Source organism: Psychrobacter sp. H8-1, from assembly GCF_904846575.1.
Lineage (GTDB): Bacteria > Pseudomonadota > Gammaproteobacteria > Pseudomonadales > Moraxellaceae > Psychrobacter > Psychrobacter fulvigenes.
Genome location: NZ_CAJHBG010000001.1, coordinates 591592 through 616191, shown reverse-complemented (window position 1 = coordinate 616191; position 24600 = coordinate 591592). Strand labels below are relative to the sequence as shown.

The 24600-nt window shown below is 46.1% G+C and carries 18 protein-coding genes; 4 read left to right on the top strand and 14 right to left on the bottom strand.

What is annotated here, in order from left to right; translation table 11 throughout:
• Position 1: 1 nt before the first annotated feature.
• The 14 genes from nuoL to rplU all read right to left on the bottom strand — a co-directional run bounded on the left by nuoL (position 2) and on the right by rplU (position 15708).
• Positions 2-1876 (bottom strand): NADH-quinone oxidoreductase subunit L, encoded by a 1875-nt coding sequence (gene nuoL / locus JMY01_RS02690; protein WP_201574110.1) that lies wholly within the window; start codon positions 1874-1876, stop codon positions 2-4.
• A gap of 4 nt (positions 1877-1880) precedes the next feature.
• On the bottom strand, positions 1881-2189 hold the full coding sequence (nuoK, locus tag JMY01_RS02685) for an NADH-quinone oxidoreductase subunit NuoK (protein ID WP_058368358.1): 309 nt from the start codon (positions 2187-2189) through the stop codon (positions 1881-1883).
• Between the two features lie 98 nt (positions 2190-2287).
• Entirely contained in the window at positions 2288-2998 is a 711-nt protein-coding gene (gene nuoJ, locus JMY01_RS02680; RefSeq protein WP_201574109.1) for an NADH-quinone oxidoreductase subunit J, read from the bottom strand.
• Complete coding sequence (gene nuoI, locus JMY01_RS02675; protein ID WP_201574108.1) at positions 2995-3543, bottom strand: NADH-quinone oxidoreductase subunit NuoI; 549 nt, start codon at positions 3541-3543, stop codon at positions 2995-2997. Before nuoI ends, nuoJ begins: the two co-directional genes overlap by 4 nt.
• A gap of 27 nt (positions 3544-3570) precedes the next feature.
• Entirely contained in the window at positions 3571-4557 is a 987-nt protein-coding gene (gene nuoH / locus JMY01_RS02670) for an NADH-quinone oxidoreductase subunit NuoH (RefSeq protein ID WP_201577096.1), read from the bottom strand.
• A gap of 49 nt (positions 4558-4606) precedes the next feature.
• Positions 4607-7714, bottom strand: a complete 3108-nt coding sequence (nuoG, locus tag JMY01_RS02665; RefSeq protein ID WP_201574107.1) for an NADH-quinone oxidoreductase subunit NuoG — start codon at positions 7712-7714, stop codon at positions 4607-4609.
• 9 nt (positions 7715-7723) lie between these two features.
• Positions 7724-9148, bottom strand: coding sequence for an NADH-quinone oxidoreductase subunit NuoF (gene nuoF / locus JMY01_RS02660; protein ID WP_201574106.1), 1425 nt, complete (start codon positions 9146-9148; stop codon positions 7724-7726).
• Positions 9145-9654, bottom strand: coding sequence for an NADH-quinone oxidoreductase subunit NuoE (gene nuoE / locus JMY01_RS02655; protein WP_201574105.1), 510 nt, complete (start codon positions 9652-9654; stop codon positions 9145-9147). The genes nuoF and nuoE overlap by 4 nt, the downstream gene beginning before the upstream one ends.
• A 130-nt stretch (positions 9655-9784) precedes the next feature.
• Positions 9785-11560: an NADH-quinone oxidoreductase subunit C/D gene (gene nuoC / locus JMY01_RS02650; RefSeq protein WP_201574104.1), complete on the bottom strand. Its 1776-nt coding sequence runs from the start codon at positions 11558-11560 to the stop codon at positions 9785-9787.
• A gap of 82 nt (positions 11561-11642) precedes the next feature.
• The gene (locus JMY01_RS02645) at positions 11643-12311 is read right to left on the bottom strand and encodes an NADH-quinone oxidoreductase subunit B family protein (protein ID WP_201574103.1); all 669 of its coding nucleotides are present in this window, start codon (positions 12309-12311) and stop codon (positions 11643-11645) included.
• Positions 12312-12404: 93 nt separating this feature from the next.
• Positions 12405-13028, bottom strand: coding sequence for an NADH-quinone oxidoreductase subunit A (gene ndhC / locus JMY01_RS02640; RefSeq protein ID WP_201574102.1), 624 nt, complete (start codon positions 13026-13028; stop codon positions 12405-12407).
• Between the two features lie 779 nt (positions 13029-13807).
• On the bottom strand, positions 13808-14497 hold the full coding sequence (lolA, locus tag JMY01_RS02635; protein ID WP_201574101.1) for an outer membrane lipoprotein chaperone LolA: 690 nt from the start codon (positions 14495-14497) through the stop codon (positions 13808-13810).
• 536 nt (positions 14498-15033) lie between these two features.
• Positions 15034-15291 carry a 50S ribosomal protein L27 gene (rpmA, locus tag JMY01_RS02630; protein WP_201574100.1) on the bottom strand — a complete coding sequence of 86 codons (258 nt, stop codon included), beginning with the start codon at positions 15289-15291 and terminating at the stop codon, positions 15034-15036.
• 105 nt (positions 15292-15396) lie between these two features.
• Positions 15397-15708 carry a 50S ribosomal protein L21 gene (rplU, locus tag JMY01_RS02625; RefSeq protein WP_201574099.1) on the bottom strand — a complete coding sequence of 104 codons (312 nt, stop codon included), beginning with the start codon at positions 15706-15708 and terminating at the stop codon, positions 15397-15399.
• 490 nt (positions 15709-16198) lie between these two features.
• Here rplU and JMY01_RS02620 point away from each other — a divergent pair, with 490 nt between their 5' ends.
• From JMY01_RS02620 to JMY01_RS02605, 4 genes are all read left to right on the top strand, one after another.
• Positions 16199-17224: a polyprenyl synthetase family protein gene (locus tag JMY01_RS02620; RefSeq protein WP_201574098.1), complete on the top strand. Its 1026-nt coding sequence runs from the start codon at positions 16199-16201 to the stop codon at positions 17222-17224.
• A 763-nt stretch (positions 17225-17987) separates the two neighbouring features.
• Complete coding sequence (locus JMY01_RS02615) at positions 17988-19388, top strand: efflux RND transporter periplasmic adaptor subunit (RefSeq protein WP_201574097.1); 1401 nt, start codon at positions 17988-17990, stop codon at positions 19386-19388.
• A gap of 35 nt (positions 19389-19423) precedes the next feature.
• Positions 19424-22654: an efflux RND transporter permease subunit gene (locus tag JMY01_RS02610; protein ID WP_201574096.1), complete on the top strand. Its 3231-nt coding sequence runs from the start codon at positions 19424-19426 to the stop codon at positions 22652-22654.
• The gene (locus tag JMY01_RS02605; RefSeq protein ID WP_201574095.1) at positions 22651-24492 is read left to right on the top strand and encodes an efflux transporter outer membrane subunit; all 1842 of its coding nucleotides are present in this window, start codon (positions 22651-22653) and stop codon (positions 24490-24492) included. The genes JMY01_RS02610 and JMY01_RS02605 overlap by 4 nt, the downstream gene beginning before the upstream one ends.
• Positions 24493-24600 lie beyond the last annotated feature (108 nt).

The following is a 24600-nucleotide window of genomic DNA, read 5'->3' as shown; positions in this document are numbered from 1 at the left end:
TTTACACCACCGTAATCATTACCAGCACCAGCAATACAGCTACTCCCAAGCCAAAGCTTGCAGCATAACCTCGAAGTGACCCAGTTTGCGTTGCAGACAAGGCTTTATTACCTGCTGACGCCAGCATTGGCAATATATTCCACGTCTTATCAACAGGGTCGGCTTTAAATAAACGGCCAATCAACAAGAAGGGTTTTACAAATACCAAATCGTATAAAGCGTCAAAGCCCATACCGTGATAGCACCAATGGTATAGCGCCCCACCGATTCGCGTCTGCTTAAAGCGTGAGAGCATCCGGCCCTTATCAACTACATACAATAGCGCTGCCAATATTAGTCCTGCTAGCATCGCACCCATAGCGATATATTCGGCCGTATGTTTGCCATCGGCTTGGTTGGCCACTTCTAATAGATGCCCAACGCTTTCTGGCAACACGCCTTGTAATGGCGGTGTAATCCACGCCCCTACGGCGGTTGATAGCACGAGTAACACCGTAAGCGGCAACCAATACGACACGCCAGATAGCTTGTGCGCTGGGGTTTTTTCTTCACCAAAAAAGATAATCCAAATCATACGGAAGGTATAAATGGCAGTTAAGAATGCACCGAATACCCCCATATAAAATAAGACTTGATGACCCGTCGCAAACGCTTCCCAAAGGATGGCTTCTTTTGAATAAAAGCCAACCGTTACCCAAGGTATCGCTGCAAGCGCGCCGCCACCGACGATATAACACCAGAATACTAACGGTATTTTCTTACGCAGTCCGCCCATCTTGAAAATGTTTTGCTCATGATGCACGGCAAGAATGACCGCACCTGAAGATAAGAACAATAAGGCCTTAAAGAACGCGTGAGTCATCAGATGGAAGACAGCGCCTTGCCATGCCCCCACGCCCAATGCTAAGAACATATAGCCGATTTGACTCATGGTTGAATAGGCTAAGATACGCTTAATGTCTGTCTGTACCAACGCACAAAATCCAGCGACCACCAGTGTCAAGGCACCCACAGCACCGACCCAGTACAACAAAATACCTGGGGTCAAGATAAATAAAGGATGTAGGCGCGCAATTAAATAAACGCCTGCGGTAACCATCGTTGCCGCGTGAATCAACGCTGATACTGGCGTTGGACCTGCCATCGCATCAGCAAGCCACGTATGTAGTGGAATCTGTGCCGACTTACCCATTGCTCCACCAACAAGCATCATGGTGGTTAGGATCATCGTTGGATTATTCACATCGAACACTTCAGGCGCACGGGTGATGATCTCTTGGATATTCAGCGTGCCAAACTCACGGAACAGTAAGAATAGACCAAACGCCAAAAACACATCGCCGATACGGGTCACGGTAAAGGCTTTCATCGCCGCACGGCCATTGGCTCTGTCTTCAAAATAAAAACCAATCAGCAAGTACGAACAAATACCCACACCTTCCCAACCAAGATATAGCAGTAACAAATCATCCGCGAGCACCAGCAATAACATACTGGCGACGAACAAATTCATATAGCTAAAGAAACGGGCAAAACCCTTATCACCCTTCATGTACCAAGCAGCAAACAAATGAATCAAAAAGCCCACGCCAGTAATCACACCTGTCATGGTCAAGGCTAAGCCATCAAAGCTGAGCCCAAAGCTTGGCGCAAAGTCTCCCACTTGAAACCATGTCCACAGTGGCACTTGTACGACCGTACCTGCGGGATGTGTGCTCAAAAAGGTATAGCTGGCAACCAATGTACATAGCGCTGATAGCCCCATGCTACCAACACCAACCATCGCTGCCGCCTGTTCAGTTAACCTGTCGCGCATAAAGGCTAAGATCAAAAAGCCAATGAGCGGGAGTATAAAGGTTAATGGTAATAAACTCATGACATCATCCTTTCATCTCATTGGCGCTATCGACATCGAGATGCCCACGCTTATGATAAAACTGCAATAATATTGCTAAGCCAATGGCTGCTTCAGCGGCCGCCAAAGTCAAAATAAAGATAAACATAATTTGTCCATCTGGATCGACCCAGCGGCTGCCTGCCACCACGAACGCCAAAGCTGCCGCATTCATCATGATCTCAAGGCTCATCAGCATGAATAAAAAGTTACGTCTGACCATCACACCGCACAGACCAATTGCAAATAAGATACCTGCCAATATCAATCCATGGCTCATAGGTATCATACCCAATACACTCTGCGCCTCAGCAGCAGGCTGTACTAAGCCTGCAACCTCATGGGCAAACGGCACATTTGACACCTCTTGTGCCACGCTTGCTGCTAGTACCATCAGTCTAACTCCTTGCGCGTAGCTTTCTGCGTACCTACCTGCATACCCACATAGTCATGTGGATCTACGTCTTTATACTCGTAGGGTTCTGCCATTTCCACAGCGTCGGTAGCACTGCTATTGTCATATTCGCTCATACTGCCAATACTTGGCTGGAAATCCTGACTATCGTTTCCGATAATCTCATCATCTATAGACTCTTTGCCTAAATGATACGCTGCGACCAGTGCCGCGAGTAACAATAATGCAGCCACTTCTACTAGCAGCACATATTTGGTAAATAAGACTGTACCCACTGCTTTGGCAGACACCGTCGTTCCACCAATAACAGCAGCCTCGTCATGATTGAGACCGATCATCGCATAGAGCACAACCGCGATAACAATCGTCAATCCTGTCGGCAGCGCCCAAGTCTTGGCATCAAGCCAGCGCTCTTCACGGGCATCGTTAGCCATACCCAGATTGAGCATCATGATAACGAAAACAAACAGCACCATAATCGCGCCAGCGTATACCACAATCTCAAGCGCACCAGCGAAAGGCGCACCCAATATAAAAAATATGCCAGATATGGCCAACAGTGACACGATCATCGATAAGATGGCGTGTACTGGATTGGCATGAATGACCACGCGCAAACTGGCAAAGATAGCCACTCCCGCCAGTGCATAAAACCCTGTCAAATCTGGGCTATTTAAGATAGTCATCATGGTAGCAAGCTCCTTAGATCCACAGGCTCAGCTTCATTCTGCGCTGAACCTTTTGGTTTGTCCGCTACCGCCATACCTGTCACGCGATAATAGTTATAATCAGGATATTTACCTGGTCCTGAAATCAGCAGATGCTCTTTTTCGTAGACCAGATCTTGACGCACGTATTCGCCCATCTCAAAGTCAGGGGTCATTTGAATGGCCGTCGTTGGGCAAGCTTCTTCACACATCCCGCAAAAGATACAGCGCGAGAAGTTAATACGGAAAAACTCTGGATACCAGCGTCCATCATCACGCTCCGCTTTTTGTAGCGAAATACAGCCAACTGGACAGGCCACTGCACATAGGTTACAAGCGACGCAGCGTTCATCTCCATCAGGGTCACGAGTGAGGACAATACGTCCACGAAACCGTGGCGGTACGGGTACGGGTACTTCAGGGTAAAGAATCGTATCTCGTGGACGAATCGCATGACTGTTCACCATCCACATGCTGCGAACAATGGTAAACATGCCAATTACTATCTTTTTTATCGAAGTTAACATGGGGTTATTATCCTTTTCACCATTGCCTTAGCTCATCAGCAGAATTACCGCGGCGGTAACCAGCAGATTAATTAAGGTCACTGGCAAGCAAACCTTCCAGCCAAAATTCATCACCTGATCATAGCGCGGACGCATGAGAGAGCCTCGAGCCAAAATGAACATGGTCATAAAGAACAGCGTCTTAATCATGAACCAAAAAGCTGGCGGAATAAACGGAATATCTAAATTGAAAGGTGCAAGCCAACCACCAAAGAACAAACAGGTCATCAATGCTGAGATTAATACGACGTTGACATATTCACCGATAAAAAACATACCAAACTTCATGCCTGAATATTCAACATGGTACCCTTCAGCAAGCTCCTGCTCTGCTTCTGGTTGGTCAAATGGATGTCTGTGAGTAACGGCAACACCAGCAACCACAAAAGTCAAAAACCCAAAAAACTGCGGGATGATGTACCATCCGTCAGCCTGTGCTTCGACAATGGCACGTAAATTAAACGAGCCTGTCAAGGCGACAACACCCATCAATGACAGACCTAAGAAGACTTCGTAACTGATGGTTTGTGCTGCTGAACGCAGACCACCCAGTAGCGAGAACTTGTTTGCTGATGCCCAGCCGCCGAACAGTACTGCATAGACTGCAATGCCCGCCATGGCAAAAAAGAACAAAATACCAATATCCCAATCTGCCACACCAAGCGTTGGCGATACTGGGATAATGGCAAATGAGGCCAATGCCGTAAACATCGCGACTGCTGGCGCAAGGATAAAGATAAATTTATCAGTAAAATTTGGCGTCCAATCTTCTTTAAAGAAGATCTTTAGCATATCAGCAACCAACTGCAAGGAGCCAAAAGGCCCGACACGGTTTGGCCCATAGCGATCTTGCCACAGCGCCAGCATTCGACGCTCATAGACAATCATCAATGCCGCGACAATGACCACCACCAAAAAGATGACAATCGATTGCACAACCATAAATAAAATGGACCAAGTATCATACGTCATCATACCAGCCAAAAAGCTTGGCACATCAGGAATAATACGAGTAAATGACATATTAGATCTCCTGCGTGTTGGTCGGCGCGGCAGTCGCGCGGTTAGAGGTAGCCTCACCTTCTAAGACTGAATCATCAGCCATAACACCCGTCATACTGACTGGCGCATCAACCTTGCGTACTGAGGCTGGCATTGACGGATGAATAATACTCACCTGACCAACTGGATAGCCAATACAGCCCTCCGCTAAATAATATACTACTTGCACTGGCAACGTGATTTGCTGATTATCGATCTCGATAGCCAAATAATCACCCTCACTCACACCCCAGTCTTTAGCATCGTCAATACCAACACGCCAAGTAGCAACCGGCAGCTGTGCGGCGACGATTGGGCTACGTGACGCCATGATTGAACTGGCATAGATATTATAAATAGGAACCAGCTTAGCTTGTCCTTTCTCGATATCAGTCGTCGCGGTAGACAAAGTCTCTGGCGCCACATACTGACGCAGTGTCAAACGCTCTAACTGATCAAATAAGCGTATCCCAGGATCGCCACCTTTTAGGCTACCCCCAACTTTGTCTTGATATTTATTCCACGCTTGCGGTGAGTTCCAGCCCGCTGCATTGGCGAATGGAATCATTGAGCCTTTGGCTTGTTTGCCGCTATAACCTTCCATCGAAAAGGTCAAACCTGTGTCCAAATCTTTTGGTTGCATCGGCTCATGGACAGATATCGGTGCGCGCATCGCCGTACGACCCGAATAACGACGAGGCTGACGGGCAATCTTGAGACCAGTAATGCGATAATCGGCATCAGGAGCAGCACCCTTGATAGCAGCAAGCTTAGGATGAGTCGCTACCAAAGCATTGATGACATCATCAAGCTGTGTCCAGTCGACATCACGACCCTCTATGCTGCTATGAACCGCATGCAACCAACGCCAACCTTCTTTGATACTGCTAAGCGGATGGTAATATTCGTTATCATAAACTTGGAAGAATCGCTGAGCACGGCCTTCAGCAGATATCAATGTGCCATCTGCTTCTGCAAAGCTGGCAGCCGGCAGGACGATATCGACATCTTTATGCCAATCTAGTAGCTGATGATCCAAGGCGATGACGGTTTTATCTACCAATAGCTGAGTCAACTTGTGACCATCGATGGCATCTGTCAGCTGGTTTTCAGCGACAATTACCACATCAAAATCAGTGGCAAGCAATTCTTCGACTGATTGACCGCCAAGCAAGCAGACGCCTATGCTATTAGCCTCAGGAACCGTTAAATAGATACCCGCTTGCGCATGGTAGTTTTTATTAACTGTTTTTAGCTCAAGGCTGTCTTCTCTTAGCTCTTGACTGTCCGCAGGCTCGCGCTCTACATCATCTTGCGCATCTTTATTGGTACCCGTTTCAGGCTTAGCTGGTTTGGCTGATAGCTCTTTATCTTCTTCAGGCTGATCATTAGCAGACTGCGCTTGCGCTTTTACTTTGGCATTGTGCGCGTCTACTTGCTGCTGTTCCGTTGCTTTAATAGCTGCACGTTTTTGCGTGAGTACTTGAGTAATTTGCGCGGCTGCCTCTATCATGGCGGTTGATGACAAACTGCTGCCCGATACAATCAACGGCTTATCAGCTTGCACCAAATCATAAGCGATTTGCTGAGCCAACGCTTGCATAGCATCCGTATTAGCATTGACATCAGCATCTGATTGCTCGGCTGATTGTGGCTCTGCTACTTCTGCTAAATCATCAGCAAGTTTGGTAATCTCATCAGCCACTTTAAAACCAAGCATGGTGATGTCTTCTGGTGTGGCGACCACGCTAACTTTGCTGATATCTTCTAGTTTGGTTTGAGCAACGTCGATGACATAGACTGGGCTCAAAGCATCTTGAGCAATGCGTTTGACAGGCTCTGCAAGCCACGGTTGAGTTTTGAGCGCCGCCGCCATTTTCAGGCCTTCGTTTTTTGCCGATTGGCGCACTGATAGTGCCAAGCGTGGTGAGGTTTGGGTAATGTCTTCACCCAATATCAGCACTGCATCATGGCTTTCAACATCAGTCATACCAGGGTTATAAATACCTTCAGTGCTCAGCACTTCGATGCATTTATTGACCAGTGCTTGCTGCTGGTGATTGAGACCTGTTGAGAAGTTATCAAAGCCAACGAGGTTTTTTAGGGCAAAGTTGGTTTCCAAACTGGCACGTGGAGAGCCAATACCAATGACCTTCTTATCTTTTATACGTTTGATGGTCTCATCAAGTGCATAGTCAATATTAATTTTGACGTGTTTTTCATTGATACGCTCAAGCGCTTGGGTTGGGCGATCAGCGCGATTGACATAGCCGTAACCAAAGCGACCACGGTCACATAGGAAGTAACGGTTTACTTCGCCGTTATAGCGGTTCTCGATACGGCGCAATTCACCATAGCGCTCACCCGGTGAGATGTTACAACCAGCCGAACAGCCATGACAGATGCTAGGCGCATATTGCATGTCCCATTTACGGTTGTAACGCTCAGAGTGGGTTTGGTCAGTAAAAACCCCAGTTGGACATACTTCGGTTAAGTTGCCTGAAAACTCACTTTCAAGCTGACCGTCTTTATCACGACCGAAATACACGCGGTTATTGGAGGCGTAAACCCCCAAGTCTTCGCCGCCTGCATAGTCTTTATAAAAACGTACGCAGCGATAGCAGGCGATACAGCGGTTCATCTCATGAGCGATAAAAGGCCCAAGCTCTTGGTTATGATGCGTGCGTTTGGTAAAGCGATAGCGACGACGGCTATGGCCTGACATATAGGTCATGTCTTGTAAGTGACAGTGCCCACCCTCTTCACAGGTTGGACAATCGTGCGGGTGGTTGGTCATAAGGAGCTCAACCATCGACTTACGAAACGCTTTTGCTTCATCGTCAGTAACAGATATGTACATATCATCGTCGGGAGCGACCATACAAGACATCACCAGACGTCCGCGACCTGCTTCCATATCTTCTTTATTTTGATACTGCTTGACCGCACACTGACGGCAAGAACCGACTGAACCTAAAGCTGGATGATAACAAAAATACGGCACATCAATGCCGAGTGATAAACATGCCTGCAGCAAGTTATCAGCGCTATCTACCTCGACAGTGGTTCCATCAATATGTATGACTGCCATGCCGCTCTCCTATTTCACTTCTGGCTGTTGATTGGCTGCAGCATCAATGACATCTACGCCAACCGCCTGCGCGATTTTTTGATCAAACTCAGGACGGAAGTATTTTATCGCACTCATCAGTGGTTCCATCGCACCTGGAGCATGCGCACAAAAGGTTTTGCCAATCCACAAGTCGCGCGTGAGTCCCTCTAACTTCTCAACATCGCCTATTTGCCCCTCGCCATCATTAATGGCGGTCAGCAGTTTGACACCCCAAGGTAGGCCGTCACGACATGGTGTACAAAAGCCGCATGATTCACGCTGAAAGAAGATCTCAAGATTGCGCAATAACGGCACCATATCTTGCTCTTCATCGACGACCATGATCAAACCTGTACCCATACGGCTACCGGCTTTTTGAATGGTATCAAAATCCATGACAACGTCTAAATGATCAGCCGTCAAAAAGTCTGTTGATGCGCCGCCGGGTAGCCAAGCTTTGAGGGTACGGCCATCGATCATACCACCAGCGAAATCCTCAATGATTTCGCGAGCGGTATAACCAAATGGCAATTCCCACAATCCAGGATCATTGACCAAGCCGGAGCAACCAAATAGCTTAGTGCCTGGCGTTTCACTATTGCCTTTTATTTGCGCTAGCGACTGATACCACTCCACACCGTTGTTTAGGATGGCTGGCATATTACATAAGGTCTCAACGTTATTGACGACAGTTGGGCGACCCCATGCCCCAGAAACTTGTGGAAATGGTGGTTTGGTACGAGGATTGGCGCGGCGACCTTCCAAACAGTTAATCAGCGCCGTCTCTTCACCGCAAATATAGCGTCCAGCGCCCGTATGCACGTGTAGATGAAAGCTAAAGTCTGAACCAAGAATGTTGTCGCCCATTAGATTATTGGCCAGACATTCTTCAATGGCTGCGACCAAGCGCTGGGCGGCTAAAATATACTCTCCGCGAATAAAGATATAACCATCAGTCGCACCGATAGCGTGCGCAGTGATAAGCATACCTTCGATCAACTGAAACGGTAGGCGCTCCATGAGCAAACGGTCTTTAAAAGTACCTGGTTCCATCTCGTCGGCATTACAGATGAGGTAGCGCGGCAGACCATCAGGAGGGATCATAAACGACCATTTTAGGCCTGCGTTAAAACCTGCACCGCCACGACCTCTGACGTTAGCCGCTTTAATCATATTTTGTACGTCTATGGCAGGCTTGTCTAACGCCGTCTTCAAGCCTGCAAAACCATTTAAAGACTCATAGGTCGCTAAGTCCAATATGGCATCGTGGTGTGTAAGCCGCCATGTCAGCGGTCTTGTCTCACTGGTAGCCGTGGCTTTATCACCATAGACAGGAATACGTTGATCATTGAGTTGGCTGGGTGCTTTACCTTGACCACGACGAGCAATCTGCTCAGAAACTGTTAATCTCATGCGTATAGCTCCAATAACTGGGCGACTTCATCAGGCTGGACAGGGCCATAGGTATCTTCATCAATCAGTACCGCAGGGCCTTTGTCACAGTTACCTAAGCAGCAAATCGGCAGCAACGTAAAGCGACCATCTACTGTCGTCTGGCCATACTCGATACCTAATTGTGAGCGTATCTCAGCAGACAGCGCCTCATAGCCAGTCAAATAACACGCCACTGAATCACAAATCAAAATCACATGGCGGCCGACAGGTTGGCGGTAAATACGGTTAAAGAAAGTTGCGACCCCGTCGATATCAGTAACTGGAATATCTAGGATATTAGCAATCGCATTTACCTGTGCGTCATCAACCCAGCCATTGCGCTTTTGCACGATCTTTAGCGCATCTAATGAGGCTGCGCGCGCATGTGGATAATGCTGTACAAACTCATCAATGGCTGCAATTTCAGCAGCGGTCAAGATGCTTGCTACATCTACTTTTGGCGCTTTATCGGAAACAATCTTCATAATCTTTTTTTCTTTCCTCACTCATCACGTAGTCATGCTTGGCGCTGATCGCGCAGTGACTACGATTTGGTGTGCCAGTTGGCGCTCACATTTACATGAGCTTTCTTAAGCTTTGATAATGACAGCCGCTTTAACGATCACAGTCTGCCATCACAATATCAATCGACGCCAAATACATAATGGCATCAGAGACCAGCGAGCCATTAATTACCGACGGCATCTGCTGCAGATGCGCGAATGTCGGCGTACGAATACGCGTACGATAACTCATCGTGGCGCGATCTGAGGTAATGTAATAGCTATTGATACCTTTAGTAGCCTCTACCATCGTTGAGCATTCACCCGCAGGCATCACAGGACCCCAAGACACGGATATAAAGTGATTGATTAGGGTTTCAATGTCATTTAAAGTACGGTCTTTTGGTGGCGGTACTGCTAGTGGGTGATCGGCTTTATAAGGGCCTTGCGGCATATTATCCATACACTGACGGATGATACGCATGGATTGGCGTATTTCCTCAATCTTGATCATACAGCGATCATAAGCATCGCCATTGTAGCCGACAGGTACTTCAAAGTCGTAGTTTTCATAGCCCATATATGGACGCGCTTTACGTAAATCAAAATCAACACCTGTAGCACGTAAGCCTGCACCCGTCACGCCCCAAGCTAATGCTTGCTTGGCATTATACTGCGCAACGCCTAGGCTACGACCCTTCAGCACACTGTTCTGCAGAGCTGCTTTGACATATTCATCCAAGCGTTTTGGCATCCAGTCCAAAAACTCACGTACCAGACGTTGCCAGCCACGTGGTAAGTCATGCGCTGTGCCGCCGATACGGAACCAAGCTGGATGCATGCGATAACCAGTCACGGCTTCGATGACGTCATAAGCTTTTTGGCGGTCGGTAAACATATAGAATACTGGCGTCATACCCCCAGCATCTTGGATAAAGGTACCGACGTATAGCAGGTTGTTGGTAATACGGAAAAACTCACTCATCATCACGCGAATGGTTTCAGCACGCGGTGGAATGGTAATCCCCGCCAGCTTTTCGACCGACATGATATATGGCAGCTCATTCATCACACCGCCAAGATAATCAATGCGGTCGGTATAAGGAATATACGAGTGCCAAGTCTGGCGCTCGGCCATCTTTTCTGCACCGCGGTGGTGATAACCAATATCTGGAATACAGTCAATGACCTCTTCGCCATCAAGCTGTAAAACCAGTCTAAAAGCACCATGAGCTGAAGGATGGTTGGGACCAATGTTCAAGAACATAAAGTCTTCATCACGCCCTGAGCGCTTCATACCCCACTCTTCGGGGACAAAGCGCAAGTTTTCTTGCTCGTATTGCTGTTTGGCAGTATTCAAAAAATACGGGGTAAACTCAGTCGCACGCGCGTGATACTCCTTGCGCAGTGGATGACCTTCCCAGTATTTAGGCAGTAGGATACGGGTCAGATGCGGATGACCGTCAAAGCCAATCCCAAACATATCCCATACTTCGCGCTCATACCAGTTGGCATTTGGCCACACTTTGGTCGCACTGGGGATATTGAGATCTTCTTCGCTCAGCGCAACTTTGATACGTACATCGCTATTGCGCTCAAGAGACATTAAGTGATAGAACACCGTAAAGTCACTGGCTGGCAGACCCGCGCGATGTTGACGCAAGCGCTCATCCATCGCTGACAAGTCATATAGCATGACATAAGGCTTTGGCAACGTGCGCAAGAACAACAAAATATCCAACAGGTCAGCACGCGCAACCCAAACAGTCGGAATCTCATCGACGGTCTGCTGCACGACAAACTTGCCAGCATACTTATGTTCCAGCTCTCTGATGACTGCTGGTACGGGTTTGATCTTAGGATCTTTGTTTTCGACTACCGTGACCATGAATGATGTATTCCTTCATTAATCATAACTAAACTGAGATAGAGGCTCTAATCTACTGACGAAATAATACTTATCAATAAAACTAAATACTATCTGGGCTACGCAAGTTTTTTACCGCGATACGATCTGCTTGCTTACGGTCACGCTCAGGCGTCATCTGTGGCTGATAGATGCCTTGATCATTGACGTGAATCCCTAACGGGCGACGCTCTTTGGTGATGGACTCTTGCAACAACATCAACCCTTGAATAAGCGCTTCTGGACGCGGCGGACAGCCAGGCACATACACATCTACTGGAATGATTTTATCAACGCCTTGTACCACAGAATAAATATCGTACATACCACCAGAGTTGGCGCAAGCACCCATAGATATGACCCATTTTGGCTCAAGCATTTGCTCATACAGACGCTGAATCACAGGCGCCATTTTGACAAAACAAGTTCCTGCTACGATCATCACATCCGCCTGACGCGGCGACGCTCGAATCACTTCTGCACCGAAACGCGATAAATCGTGTACCGCTGTCAAGGTCGTCGCATACTCAACGTAGCAACAAGAAGTACCAAAGTTAAATGGCCATAAAGAGTGCTTGCGACCCCAGTTAGCCGTCGAATGTACAAGGTCTTCGAGACGACCCATAAAGACGTTTTTATTGACTTCATCTTCTAGCGGATCATTAACAGTTTGGCGAGTCTGTGCAGGATACTGATCTGCATCAGGATTGGCTTTGGTTAATGTGTACTTCATAACATACAACCTTTAAATTAAGCGCAGCGTAGCGACCATGTTTTCAATAATTTACGTAGCATACGACAATAAAACTTATCAGTATATTGCGTGCTAACTTTCTTTATTGTCATGATGCGCAGACGCAGAGAAATCCACAGAAGTAATATTGCCCGTGGTATTAATATGATCAATATTTTTTAGATGACGGCGGTTCTCTTCAATACTATTTGAGACATTAATTTGCCCTGAAGACTGTGCTGGCACCTTCCCAGTAGGATCTACCATTAGCTCTTCTACACCGTCGAACTTGGTAATGTCTGCCAAATTAAAACCGATAGGAGCCGTTTTTAGACGGGGCTTTTTGCGTAGCTTGTCAGCAGGTGACCAGTTCATCGCCCCTAAACTAAGCTCGTATATCAAGCCAATAATCAAGATGCCAATAAATATCGCAGCCGCTGCAAAACCAAGCCAACTGGCCTCGCGAACTGAGACCGCATAAGCATATAAATACAAGGCTTCTAAATCGAAGATAACAAAAAAGATAGCCACCAAATAGAATTTTGCAGACAAACGAATGCGGGCATTGCCAGCTCCGACAACACCCGCTTCAAATATCTCTTCTTTTTGTAAGCCATGAGAGCGTCCGCCGAGTAAGCGCGGGACGACCAGCATAAATACAACCAAGCCGATAGCGGCTAAAATAAAAGCTACTGCTGACCAATCAAAGGCAGACATGATAATACGTGCTCCTCACCCAATCGAGTGTCATAAGTAGTGCAAGACATCATGGTTTAAAAAATATTTTAAAACATGATGGCATCGCAATACCTGACGCAGACGAAAACACAGATCGACTGTGCTGGTAATGGCCAATTATCAAGATTATTGACAAGAATATTATTGACAAGATAGTAAGACGGCACCAACCGTAACGAATATCTAAGGCGCAAGCTATGTAGGTGGTCATCAACCTAGTCATGACAGCTATTGTTACTCTAAATAAATCATAGCAATAGCGCCAATAGACACATGACGTTAATCTTATATACCCAATTATTAACTATGGTTGGTTAATAGTAGCTGACGCAGATAAGGGCTGGTCGTCGAACCTATCTGACTAAAATGCTGACTGAAACGTAAGACAAACTTATTAAATCAATATCATACGTACACATTTAATTGATTTAATAACTCATTGCACGTAGTCAATAATAGCGTGACAACTGGCATAAACTGTTTGCCTACTATACGCCTATAGATAGTCAAAATCCAGTTTGTTACTGCATTGAATGGTCATTTTATATGCTACAAAGTATGTATTTTTTGACATAAAGTTTACTGCACCTCAAATAAGTGATGACTTTGCAAGCAAATACACCAAACCATTATCTGTTATCCAACAGTCTCACACATTACTTTTATCGGTAAACAGAGCCTAACATTATGATTTTATAATAAAAAAGGACAAACCACATGATGGCTTGTCCTTTTGGTCTTTATTAAGTTATAAGAAATTACTGATCAATCACATCAACACCTTGTGGCGGTGTAAATTTAAACTGACTACTGCTGATACTTGGGTTCATCTTAATACCGCTAAACTTGATAGAAGTGGTCTGACCTAGCGTATCGTTCAATACCATCATCACAGGTTTGCCACCGTTAAAGCTCATAGATAGACTTTTAAAGCTAGCATCGCCTGATTTAGGATAAAGCACATAGTAGTTTTTGTTGGCATAAGGCTGAGTAATCTTAAAGTTTTTATCGATTTTGCTAGGATCACCTGATAAAAGTAGCGCTGGAGTATTACCTACCTGCGTGTCCACCCCTTGTTTGGTTGCTTGCTCCAAATCTTTGTCATATATCCACATTGAATTGCCATTCGCAACAATCAACTGCTCAGACGGTGATTTGGTCTCCCAGCGGAAGTTATTTGGACGCTGCACACTCATCGAGCCTTTAAAGGTACCACTACTAGCGCCCTTAGTCGTTTGAGTAAAGTTGGCCGTCATACTTTTGGTGTTCGTCAGCAGCTTATTCAAACGCTTAGCAGCAACCAAGTTATCAGCAGGAGCAGCTGTTGCTGATTGCGTCAATGCCATCATGGGTGCAGCCACACCCAAACTGGTCATCAGTACGCCTGCTAACGCACCACTCATTATTTTTTGCTTTACGGTCATTGTGTTCTTAGTAGATAAAGTCATCGTTGTTCCTCTAATAATAGTCATAAAATGTCGTTCAGTGAATGGTCAGGTTAGATCATCGCGCTGTTATTGTGTTCATCTGGTGCACAGTTCAAACTCCGTGCATGGTGAGTTATCGCGATACATTAACAAACTCTCTCTATCGAGCTAATCATTGATTCTAACCTTTAACCTTTGGTTCTAAACCCTAGCTCTAAAATTTAGTCATGCAGTGCTTATTTATTAAAAGTGCTTATTTTATATGTTAATAAAATAGCGCTGCCAACCAATGACCACAGTGTGCCAGTTTTTTTATTACGCGCCTAGTCATGAATTGCAATCAATACTACACCTGCCATACGCGCTTGTAACGCATACCGTTACACCAGTTTTTTTGATCATATTTTGCACTTTGCTAAAACGTGTTGAACATCCAACGACTCAGAATCAGGCACAAAAAATCCCTACTGCCAAATAGCAATAGGGATTTTGTATGTTCCAAGCTGTCTTACTTTATATGATATAAATTATAACATAAGACAAATTGAGAGCGAAAACTACTCGCTTTCAACCATCACATAGCGGCGGTTAAATTTACCTTTGGTCGTAAACTTCACTACACCGTCATTAAGGGCAAATAAAGTATGATCACGACCCATGCCAACGCCTTCGCCTGCGTGGAATTCTGTACCACGTTGACGAACGATGATGTTACCAGCGACAATGGCTTGACCGCCAAAGATTTTTACGCCGAGCATTTTTGGGTTTGAATCACGACCGTTACGTGTCGAGCCGGCAGCTTTTTTATGTGCCATGAGAAAATCTCCTTGTTAATGTGACTTATCGCTATGGCGATAACTCTTGAGCTTTTAGTGCGCTATTGTGTATGAGTAGCTAAAAGTTAACAGCTACGCTAATAATTAGGCATTAATCGCTTTGATTTTTAACAAGGTGTACCATTGGCGGTGACCTTGCTCTTTGTGATAATGCTTACGACGGTTGTGCTTGACGATACGGATTTTTTCGCCGCGACCATGTTCAACCACTTCCACTTCTACGCTAGCACCTTCTACGACTGGCTGACCGATTTTTACATCATCGCCGTTAACAACCATCAACACGTCTTCGAACTTGATAGTTTCGCCTTTTTCTGCTTTTAGTAATTCTACTTTTAAAAGCTCATCGACGACTACACGGTGCTGTTTACCACCACTTTTGATTACTGCGTACATTGTCTGACTCCGTTTAACCCGTGTGCCGTGGCTGATATTATACCAACACTTCGACGACGAACACGACAGGGAAAAATTAAAGGCAAGATTTTACGGCTTTTTGCTCATAAAAGCAAGCCGTTCTTCTTGTTTTTAAAGTTGGTGATAGTATCTAAAAAGTACCTAAAACTAACTAGGATTTGCTAAAACCTTACTACAGGATATCTTGAGTTTAAAGACATCCAACGCTTGCTTAAGCGCACAAAGACTAAGCAAACTCAGGGTAATATAAACGCCAAAGCCAGTTTAGTAAAAACTTTGACTATAAACCCAAGCTTAGGTGCGGCTATTATAGCTCATATAATCAGTAACTTACAATGTACTATTAGTCTAAGCATTATTTTAATCACCGAATTGATAACGCAGCTATGCTACTATAAGCACACTGACAGTCTTATAAAAGACTATTATCAAGCCATTATTTTATCCTTTATTGATACGACTATCTATTATGACCATCACTTCTTTATCAAGCGCATCTACTTCTTCTGTACCCACGCCAAGCTACGCCGACATCCAAAGCATCGTCGCTGATGATTTTGAGATTATGGACAAACAAGTCTTTGGCAGCCTCAATTCCAAAGTTCAGCTGGTAATGAACGTCTCGCAGCACGTCATTAATGCTGGCGGTAAGCGTATGCGCCCGCTGATTACTCTATTGTGTGCCCGCATGTTTGAGGATGCTCCCTCCAAGCAGGCTATGCATCTGGCTGCCATCACAGAGATGTTGCACACCGCAACCTTGGTTCATGACGATGTGATTGATGAGTCAGGTCAACGCCGTGGTAAACCTACGGCAAACGCCACTTGGGACAATGCCACTGCGGTATTGGTCGGTGATTATCTGATTGCCCGTGCCTTTAACTTACTGGTCGGTTTCCAAAGCTTGCCGTTGCTACAAGTCTTCTCAGATGGTACTTGTGATATCGCAGAGGGCGAAGTATTGCAGCTGCAACATCAGCATAATCCTGCGGCAACCGAAGAGGATTACTTGCGGATTATCGATGGCAAAACCTCACGTCTGTTTATGATGGCGACTCAAGGCGCGGCGATACTGCAGGACAAAACAGAATACTTGCAGGCGTTGGGTGATTTTGGTCAGCATTTTGGTAATGCTTTCCAGATTATCGATGACGTCCTCGACTACAGCGGTGACAGTGAGCTCATGGGCAAAAACCTTGGTGACGATCTGGCTGAAGGTAAGCCTACTCTGCCTACGATCAAAGCGCTTGAACTTCTAAAAGACAGTGACAAAGACGGCTACAACCAGCTTCGAGTCGCTGTGCAAACGGGTAAAACGCCAAACGCTGAGCAGCTGATCGAACTGGTTCGGGGTTCAGGGTCGTTAGATTATTGTAAAAAGCGCGCCTTGGAAGAAACCGCGCTGGCACAGCAGGCACTAAGCACCCTGCCTGACAATCGCTACCGTCAAGGTCTGTATCAATTGACTGAACTTGCTAGCGCGCGTTTATTGTAATTCAATACGATATTAAGCCAAGAATGATAGCTTGAAACTAAATCAAGAATAATAGCTTGTGGCTGGATGTAATAGCGAAAATACTTAGATGTTGCTAAAACATCTGTTTTCTGTACGATGAGGTTTTTGCTAAAAATCAGGCTCAAAACTATAAAAAAATGTCAGTTAATGAATCAATATAACAAAAATTAACAATTTTTAAGGCGGTTAATCGTAGAAAATTCAAGCCACTATTGTTTCCTGTATCACTTGTACTGTCTATGTTCCTCTTCATTTACAAAGAGTTGCAAGATGGTTTTGAGGCATAAAGAGCTGTCTTTTTGTGCTTGACTGTAGGGTACACCCCATAGTTTATAATAATCGATTGAATTTATTTATCTAAAACTACTATATGGTTGCTTTTTTAGTACCATGACTCTGTTTCATAACGCTTTAGTCTGATTTTGGTTTGATTGATAAACTGTGGATCAGATGTCAACTGCTTAAAATATAATGTGGTTTGACCTATTATATAGAGTATGCAACAGTTTTTTGGCGCTAGAATTTTTTATGATATTGAATATCAGCATCCTTAACCTGCTCTGAGTATGTATATTTATTATGTACGGTTATATTGGTCTGAATATTACCAATATTTATCTTAAGAGCAGGTCACTAATTGAATATGCTCAATTAGTTAATAACGAACAACCCTATCCATGACGTTAAGATTGACCTTTAAACTTTTACTTATACCGCATCTATATTATTGACGAGGACATTGATGAAGCACTCTTATCTTGCGCTTGTAATAGCATCTGTACTATCTGGAGCTGTACTGGTTGGCTGTGACAAAAACGAGGGCGCCGCTGGTGAGCAAGCACAGCAGCAGATGCCGCCTGCCGTCGTCAACGTCCAGACCGTTACCTTTGATACTGTCCCCCAAGTACATACTTTTTCTGGACGCACTGCCGCCTATCAAACTGCAGACGTCCGTCCACAGGTGAATGGGGTTATTGAAGAAATCTTGTTCCGTGAAGGTAGCAATGTCAAAAAGAATCAGCCTCTTTATCGAATCAACACCGACAACTATACTTCGTCTGTTGCTAGCGGTGAAGCAGCGGTACAGCAAGCTCAGGCCAACTATCAAACTGCGATGGCCAACAACGCCAATGCAAAAGCTGAGCTGGCCAGTCGTCAAGCATCACTCGCACAAGCACAGAACGATCTACAACGCCTAGAAGGGCTTGTCGATATCGATGCGATCTCCAAACAACAATATGACCAAGCGGTGACGCAAGTGCGTACGGCGCAAGCGGCTGTTCAGAGCGCCCAAGCAGCGGTTGGACAAACCCAAGCAGGCATTGAAAGCTCAAAAGCCAACATTCAGGCTGCACAAGCCAACTTGAATGCCAGTGCTCTAAATCTCAATCGTACTATCGTTCGTGCCCCGCTCACAGGTCGTAGTGGTCGCTCAAGCGTGACCGCTGGTACGTTGGTCAGCTCTGGTCAGCCTGATCCCTTAGTTACCATCTCGCGCTTAGATCCCATCTATGTCGATATCAGCCAGTCATCTTCTGAGCTGCTAAAGCTACGCCAACAAATAGCTGAAGGCAAAGCGCAGCCAGGTATGAACTCTGTTGAATTGGTGCTAGAGGATGGCTCGGTATATCCAGTGCGCGGCAAGCTTGCGCTATCTGAAGCTAAAGTTGATGAGTCAACGGGTGCTGTCACCTTGCGTGCTATTTTCCCGAACAGTAACAATATCTTGTTACCAGGGATGTATGTCACGGCACGTCTAACGCAAAGCGTCATCACCAATGCTGCATTAGTACCGCAAAGCGCGGTCATGCGTACGCCTAAGGGTGACACGCAAGTCTACATCGCTGACGAAAATAACAAAATCCAAGTACGTCCAGTGACCATTAACGGTACATATGATGGACAGTGGGTTGTTACTGATGGCTTGCAAGCAGGCGATAAATTGGTTGTGATTGGTGGTGCGAAGGTTAAGCCTGAGCAAGAAGTGGTGGTAAAACCACTAGAGAATGATGCCAATCCGGCACCCTCTGCACAAAACGCTCCTGACGCCAAAACGCCGCAGCAAGCTGCCAAAACGATGGATAAGAAGCCAGCTGGTAACGATACTTCTAGCGAAAAATCAACAGAAGCCGCTGCTAACTAATTCCATTCAAAGATAGGAAGACTTAGGGATATACTATGTCACGTTTTTTTATTACTCGCCCTATTTTTGCATGGGTGCTGGCTATTTTGGTCATGCTCATCGGGGTGATATCGGTCATTAATCTGCCGATTGAACAGTATCCACGTATTGCACCACCGACAATTTCAGTGAGTGCAAGCTATCCTGGTGCTAACGCACAAACCGTCGAAAACTCAGTTGTACAGATTATCGAACAGCGTATGAAGGGCCTTGATGGTCTGATGTATATGTCGTCATCGAGCTCCTCGAATGGCGGTGCTTCTGTCACGCTGACGTTTGAAAACGGTACTGACCCTGATACCGCTCAGGTACAAGTACAGAATAAACTACAAGCCGCCATGAGCTCGCTGCCCGAATCGGTACAGCGTCAAGGCGTCAACGTCAATAAATCCTCTAGCAGCTTTTTAATGGTGCAAGGCTTTATTTCTGAAGATGGTGGTATGGATCGTGCGGATATCGCCGACTATATCAACTCAAACGTCGTTGACCAGCTAAGCCGTGTTGAGGGTGTTGGTGAAGTGCAGGTGTTCGGTTCTGCTTATGCCATGCGCATTTGGTTAGACCCGTCTCGTCTGCGTAGCTACAACATGGTGCCATCGGATGTGGTCAACGCAGTACGTGCGCAAAACGCACAAGTCTCTGCCGGTCAGTTAGGACAAGCGCCTGCTGATAGCGACCAACAGGTCATCAACGCGACTGTAACGGTACAGAGCTACCTACAAACCCCTGAAGAATTCAAAAACATCTTATTAAAAACAGATAGCTCTGGTGCTCAAGTACGCCTGGGTGATGTTGCCGATGTCGAAATTGGTAGTGAAAACTACAGTGTTATCTCACTATATAACGGTCAAGAAGCGGCCGGTTTGGGTATCTCGTTGGCCGGTGGTGCTAACGCGCTAGAGACCCGTGAAGCGGTTGGCGCACGTATGGCTGAGCTAGAATCCAACTTCCCAGCTGGTCTAACCTCTGTCGTACCATATGACACCACACCATTCGTTCGCTTGTCTATCGAGCAGGTTGTCATGACGCTAATCGAAGCGATTGTCTTGGTATTTATCGTCATGTTCATTTTCTTACAGAACTGGCGTGCAACCATCATCCCGACTCTTGCCGTCCCTGTGGTACTACTAGGTACTTTTGCTGTGCTATATGTTGCAGGCTTTAGTATCAACGTTTTGACCATGTTTGCGATGGTATTATCCATCGGTCTATTGGTCGATGATGCGATTGTTGTGGTAGAAAACGTCGAGCGTATCTTAGAAGAAGACCCTCATATCTCTATCAAGGACGCCACATTCCAGTCCATGCGTGAGATTAGTAAAATCGTTATTGGTATTGCCCTGATTCTATCAGCAGTATTCGTGCCGATGGCCTTCTTCGGTGGTTCAACAGGTGTGATTTATCGTCAGTTCTCAATCACCTTGATTACTGCCATGGTGTTGTCAGCATTGGTCGCGCTTATCTTTACCCCTGCGCTGTGTGTGACGTTACTAAAACGTAGCAAGAGCCATGAGAAAGGCAATACTGAAGAGCAAAAAGGCTTCTTTGGTTGGTTCAACCGTAGCTTCTTCAAAATGAGCCGCAGATACGAAACCTCAGTGGGTAAGAGCTTCCGTTTTAAATGGTTATACCTCATTGGTTACGCTGCCATCATCGGTATTATGGCGGTGGTATTCTTACGTATTCCAGGCTCATTCTTGCCAGAAGAAGACCAAGGTATTATGTTTACCTTAGTTCAGTTGCCTGCTGGTTCGACGCTTGATGAAACGCAAGATGTGCTCGATAAAGTCAGCAACTATTACGACACACAAGAAGGCGATAATATTGCCTCAGTCTTTACCATTGCAGGCTTTAGTTTTGCTGGTCAAGGTCAAAACATGGGACTGGCGTTCGTCCGCTTGTCTGATTGGGATGATCGTCCTGGAGAGGAAAATACGGCGCAAGCCGTCGCTGACCGTGCGATGGGATATTTCTTTACTCAGTTAAATGAGGCGCAAGTGTTTGCGATTGTACCACCCGCGATTACCGAGCTTGGTAACGCCAGTGGCTTTGACTTGATGATTCAGGATACAGGCAACCTCGGGCATGAGGGACTCCTTGAAGCGCGAAATATGCTACTCGGTATGTCTGCACAGAACGAGCAAGTCGCTGGTGTACGTCCAAACGGTCAAGAAGATGCCCCGCAATTAAAAGTCAATATCAACCAAGAACAAGCCGCTGCTTATGGCTTATCTATGGGTAACATTAATAGCGTTATTTCTACTGCTTGGGGCTCAAGCTATATCAATGACTTCGTCGATCGTGGTCGTATTAAGCGCGTCTTTGTCCAAGGTGAACCAAGCAGCCGTACCAACCCTGATGATATCGGCAAATGGTATGTGCGCAATGATACGGGTGACATGATTTCATTCGATGCGTTCTCTAGTAGCGAGTGGGAATCAGGCTCTCCGCGTCTTACCCGCTACAACAGCTTGCCGTCAATGAACATCCAAGGTAGCGCCGCACCCGGTCTCAGTACTGGTGAAGCAATGAGCTCGATGGAAGCGATGATGGAAAAGCTACCTGAAGGTGTCGGTTATGAATGGACCGGTATGTCACTTGAAGAGCAAAAGTCAGGTGCACAAGCGCCGATGCTATATGCGCTTTCAATCTTAGTGGTATTCTTATGTCTAGCCGCCTTGTATGAAAGCTGGTCTATCCCCTTCTCGGTACTATTGGTTATCCCGCTTGGGGTATTAGGGGCGGTGATATTTACATGGCTACGCGGTTTCAATAATGATATTTACTTGCAAGTAGGTCTACTCACAGTCGTTGGCCTATCCGCTAAAAATGCTATTTTGATTATTGAATTCGCCAAAGAGCACCAAGAAGAAGGTTACAGCCTAAAAGAGGCCGTCATGACAGCGGCACGTCAACGTCTGCGTCCGATTATCATGACCTCACTTGCCTTTGGACTTGGTGTTGTGCCATTATTCATCGCCACAGGTCCTGGTTCAGGCAGTCAAAACGCTATTGGTACCAGTGTGGTTGGTGGTGTTATTACCGCGACGTTCTTAGGTATCTTCTTTATTCCTATGTTCTATATCTGGGTGCGCAGCATGTTTCCGCATAAGTATGAGAACAATGAGCCAAACAATAGAGATGATGACAACGGTACGTCTGGCCCACAAAGTCCAACGCCCCCTGAGAGTTATCAGCCTGTAAGCCTTGGAGATAATACACAATGAGTTTTCGTTCCATTTTTACCAGCAAGTCAGCTGCAGCAGTAGTGACTACTGCTAGCATGCCGACTATGAGCAATCTACAGGAAGCATCCTCCTCCGCACAGATGCGCAAAAACGGTGGACGCCTGCTTGGCCTGACAGTATTGGCGATGAGCATGGCGGCATGTAATACCATTCCCAAAGCGGATATGCGCCCCGTCCTTGCTGAGCCTAACATTCCTATCGAACAGGCCTACGGAGCGTTTGATAAAGAAACCGTTAGTACCTCTGAACAACCAAGTCTTGCCAGTCAGCGTTGGCAAAACTTCTATAGCGATGAGCGCCTAAAAGGGCTGATTGCAATAGGTCTAGAAAACAACAAAGACTTTGAAAGTGCCCGCCTCGCGATCGAAAAAGCGCGCGCACAATATCAAATCACTGATATTAATGATCTGCCTACTATTGACGGTCAGGCGGGCTACTCTCGCAGACGTACCTCAGGTCCGACAGGGACAAACACTGGTGATAGCTATAATGTTCAGCTTGGGTTGGCAAATTATGAGCTAGACTTTTGGGGTAAGATTTCTAGCCTAAAAGATCAAGCATTGCAGAACTTTTTGGCAACGACTGCGGCAAAAGACTCTACCCAGATCAGCTTGATTAGTAATATTGCTCAAAGCTACGCCAATCTAAGCTATAGCATGGCACAGTTAAAGCTGGCTGAAGCCACGGTTGAGAGTCGTGAGAGATCGCTATTCATCGCTGACAAGCGCTTTGAAGCCGGCATTGACCCTAAGCTACCGTCATTACAAGCCAGTGCTTCTTTAGAAAACGCCAAGCTTGCCGTACTGCGTGCACAAAGCAGCATTTTGAAATCACGTAACGCGCTGCAATTCTTGGTCGGTGGCCCTATTCCAGGTGAGCTTATTCCAACGCCTGCAGTCAGTAATATCACCACCCATGAAGTCTTTAGCGCTGGTCTACCAAGTGAGCTCCTACGCTATCGTCCAGATGTACTGCAAGCTGAGTACAACCTCAAAGCGGCTGGCGCTAACATCGCCGTCGCACGTGCCTCTTACTTTCCTTCTATTAGCCTTGCTAGCAGTGTTGGGGTGAGTAGTGGCAGTTTGGACGACTTGTTCAAGAGTGGCTCAGTCGGTTGGTCGTTCGGTCCAAGCATCAGTGTGCCAATCTTTGATGCTGGCCGCTTAGACGCCAATTATGACGTGGCAAAAATCGAACGTGAGCAAACCCTTGCAAACTACGAAAAGTCTATCCAAACGGCATTCCGTGAAGTGTCGGATGTGCTTGCTACCCGAGCGACATTAGGAGATCAGCTACAAGCACAGTATCGTCTGCAAGATAACTTTGAGCAGACTTATCAGATAGCAGATGCGCGCTTCAAAGCAGGTATCTCAAACTATCTAGATGTGCTCGATGCGCAGCGCTCGTTGTTCTCAACTCAGCAAGGTATTTTAGATTTGGAACTACAGAAAATCGTCAGCCAAATTGAGCTATACCAAGCGCTTGGTGGCGGTGCCAATCTTGATGTGCCAGAAGTTATTCCTGCGGCGCAGTATACCAACCTCGCCCAAATTGCAAACTTGCCTGCAAACAGTGCAGAAGCGAAAGCCGCTTATGTCATTGATGCAGCAAGCTCAGCACGGGTAGCGTCTCCACAAGAAGCTCAGGCGATTAAACAGTCTGAAACAGTGACCAAATCGACCTTTAGACCGACTGCTGCCGTTGATATCAATCAGGATGGCCAAGCAGATGCGGCTGTTGGAGTGGTCACTGAAGAAGTTACTCTGAAAGAGAATACTGTTGAACAGGTACCAGTAACGCAGATCATCGAACCTTAGGTAGTCGTAAAATGCTTGGTAGATGAGAAATACCTGACAACTAGCCCTGCCGCCTTGGTGGGGCTTTTTGCTTTAGTAGGCTGCTTTTGGTTATAGTAGTCTCACTCT

Bases quoted from the DNA above. Each gene is read 5' to 3' on its own strand.
- nuoH (WP_201577096.1), bottom strand. From the start codon at position 4,557: ATGATGACGTATGATACTTGGTCCATTTTATTTATGGTTGTGCAATCG.
- ndhC (WP_201574102.1), bottom strand. From the start codon at position 13,028: ATGTCTGCCTTTGATTGGTCAGCAGTAGCTTTTATTTTAGCCGCTATC.
- nuoF (WP_201574106.1), bottom strand. From the start codon at position 9,148: ATGAGATTAACAGTTTCTGAGCAGATTGCTCGTCGTGGTCAAGGTAAA.
- JMY01_RS02610 (WP_201574096.1), top strand. From the start codon at position 19,424: ATGTCACGTTTTTTTATTACTCGCCCTATTTTTGCATGGGTGCTGGCT.
- JMY01_RS02620 (WP_201574098.1), top strand. From the start codon at position 16,199: ATGACCATCACTTCTTTATCAAGCGCATCTACTTCTTCTGTACCCACG.
- JMY01_RS02645 (WP_201574103.1), bottom strand. From the start codon at position 12,311: ATGAAGTACACATTAACCAAAGCCAATCCTGATGCAGATCAGTATCCT.
- nuoG (WP_201574107.1), bottom strand. From the start codon at position 7,714: ATGGCAGTCATACATATTGATGGAACCACTGTCGAGGTAGATAGCGCT.
- nuoL (WP_201574110.1), bottom strand. From the start codon at position 1,876: ATGAGTTTATTACCATTAACCTTTATACTCCCGCTCATTGGCTTTTTG.
- nuoE (WP_201574105.1), bottom strand. From the start codon at position 9,654: ATGAAGATTGTTTCCGATAAAGCGCCAAAAGTAGATGTAGCAAGCATC.
- rplU (WP_201574099.1), bottom strand. From the start codon at position 15,708: ATGTACGCAGTAATCAAAAGTGGTGGTAAACAGCACCGTGTAGTCGTC.
- nuoI (WP_201574108.1), bottom strand. From the start codon at position 3,543: ATGTTAACTTCGATAAAAAAGATAGTAATTGGCATGTTTACCATTGTT.
- nuoC (WP_201574104.1), bottom strand. From the start codon at position 11,560: ATGGTCACGGTAGTCGAAAACAAAGATCCTAAGATCAAACCCGTACCA.
- rpmA (WP_201574100.1), bottom strand. From the start codon at position 15,291: ATGGCACATAAAAAAGCTGCCGGCTCGACACGTAACGGTCGTGATTCA.
- nuoJ (WP_201574109.1), bottom strand. From the start codon at position 2,998: ATGATGACTATCTTAAATAGCCCAGATTTGACAGGGTTTTATGCACTG.
- JMY01_RS02615 (WP_201574097.1), top strand. From the start codon at position 17,988: ATGAAGCACTCTTATCTTGCGCTTGTAATAGCATCTGTACTATCTGGA.
- JMY01_RS02605 (WP_201574095.1), top strand. From the start codon at position 22,651: ATGAGTTTTCGTTCCATTTTTACCAGCAAGTCAGCTGCAGCAGTAGTG.
- lolA (WP_201574101.1), bottom strand. From the start codon at position 14,497: ATGACTTTATCTACTAAGAACACAATGACCGTAAAGCAAAAAATAATG.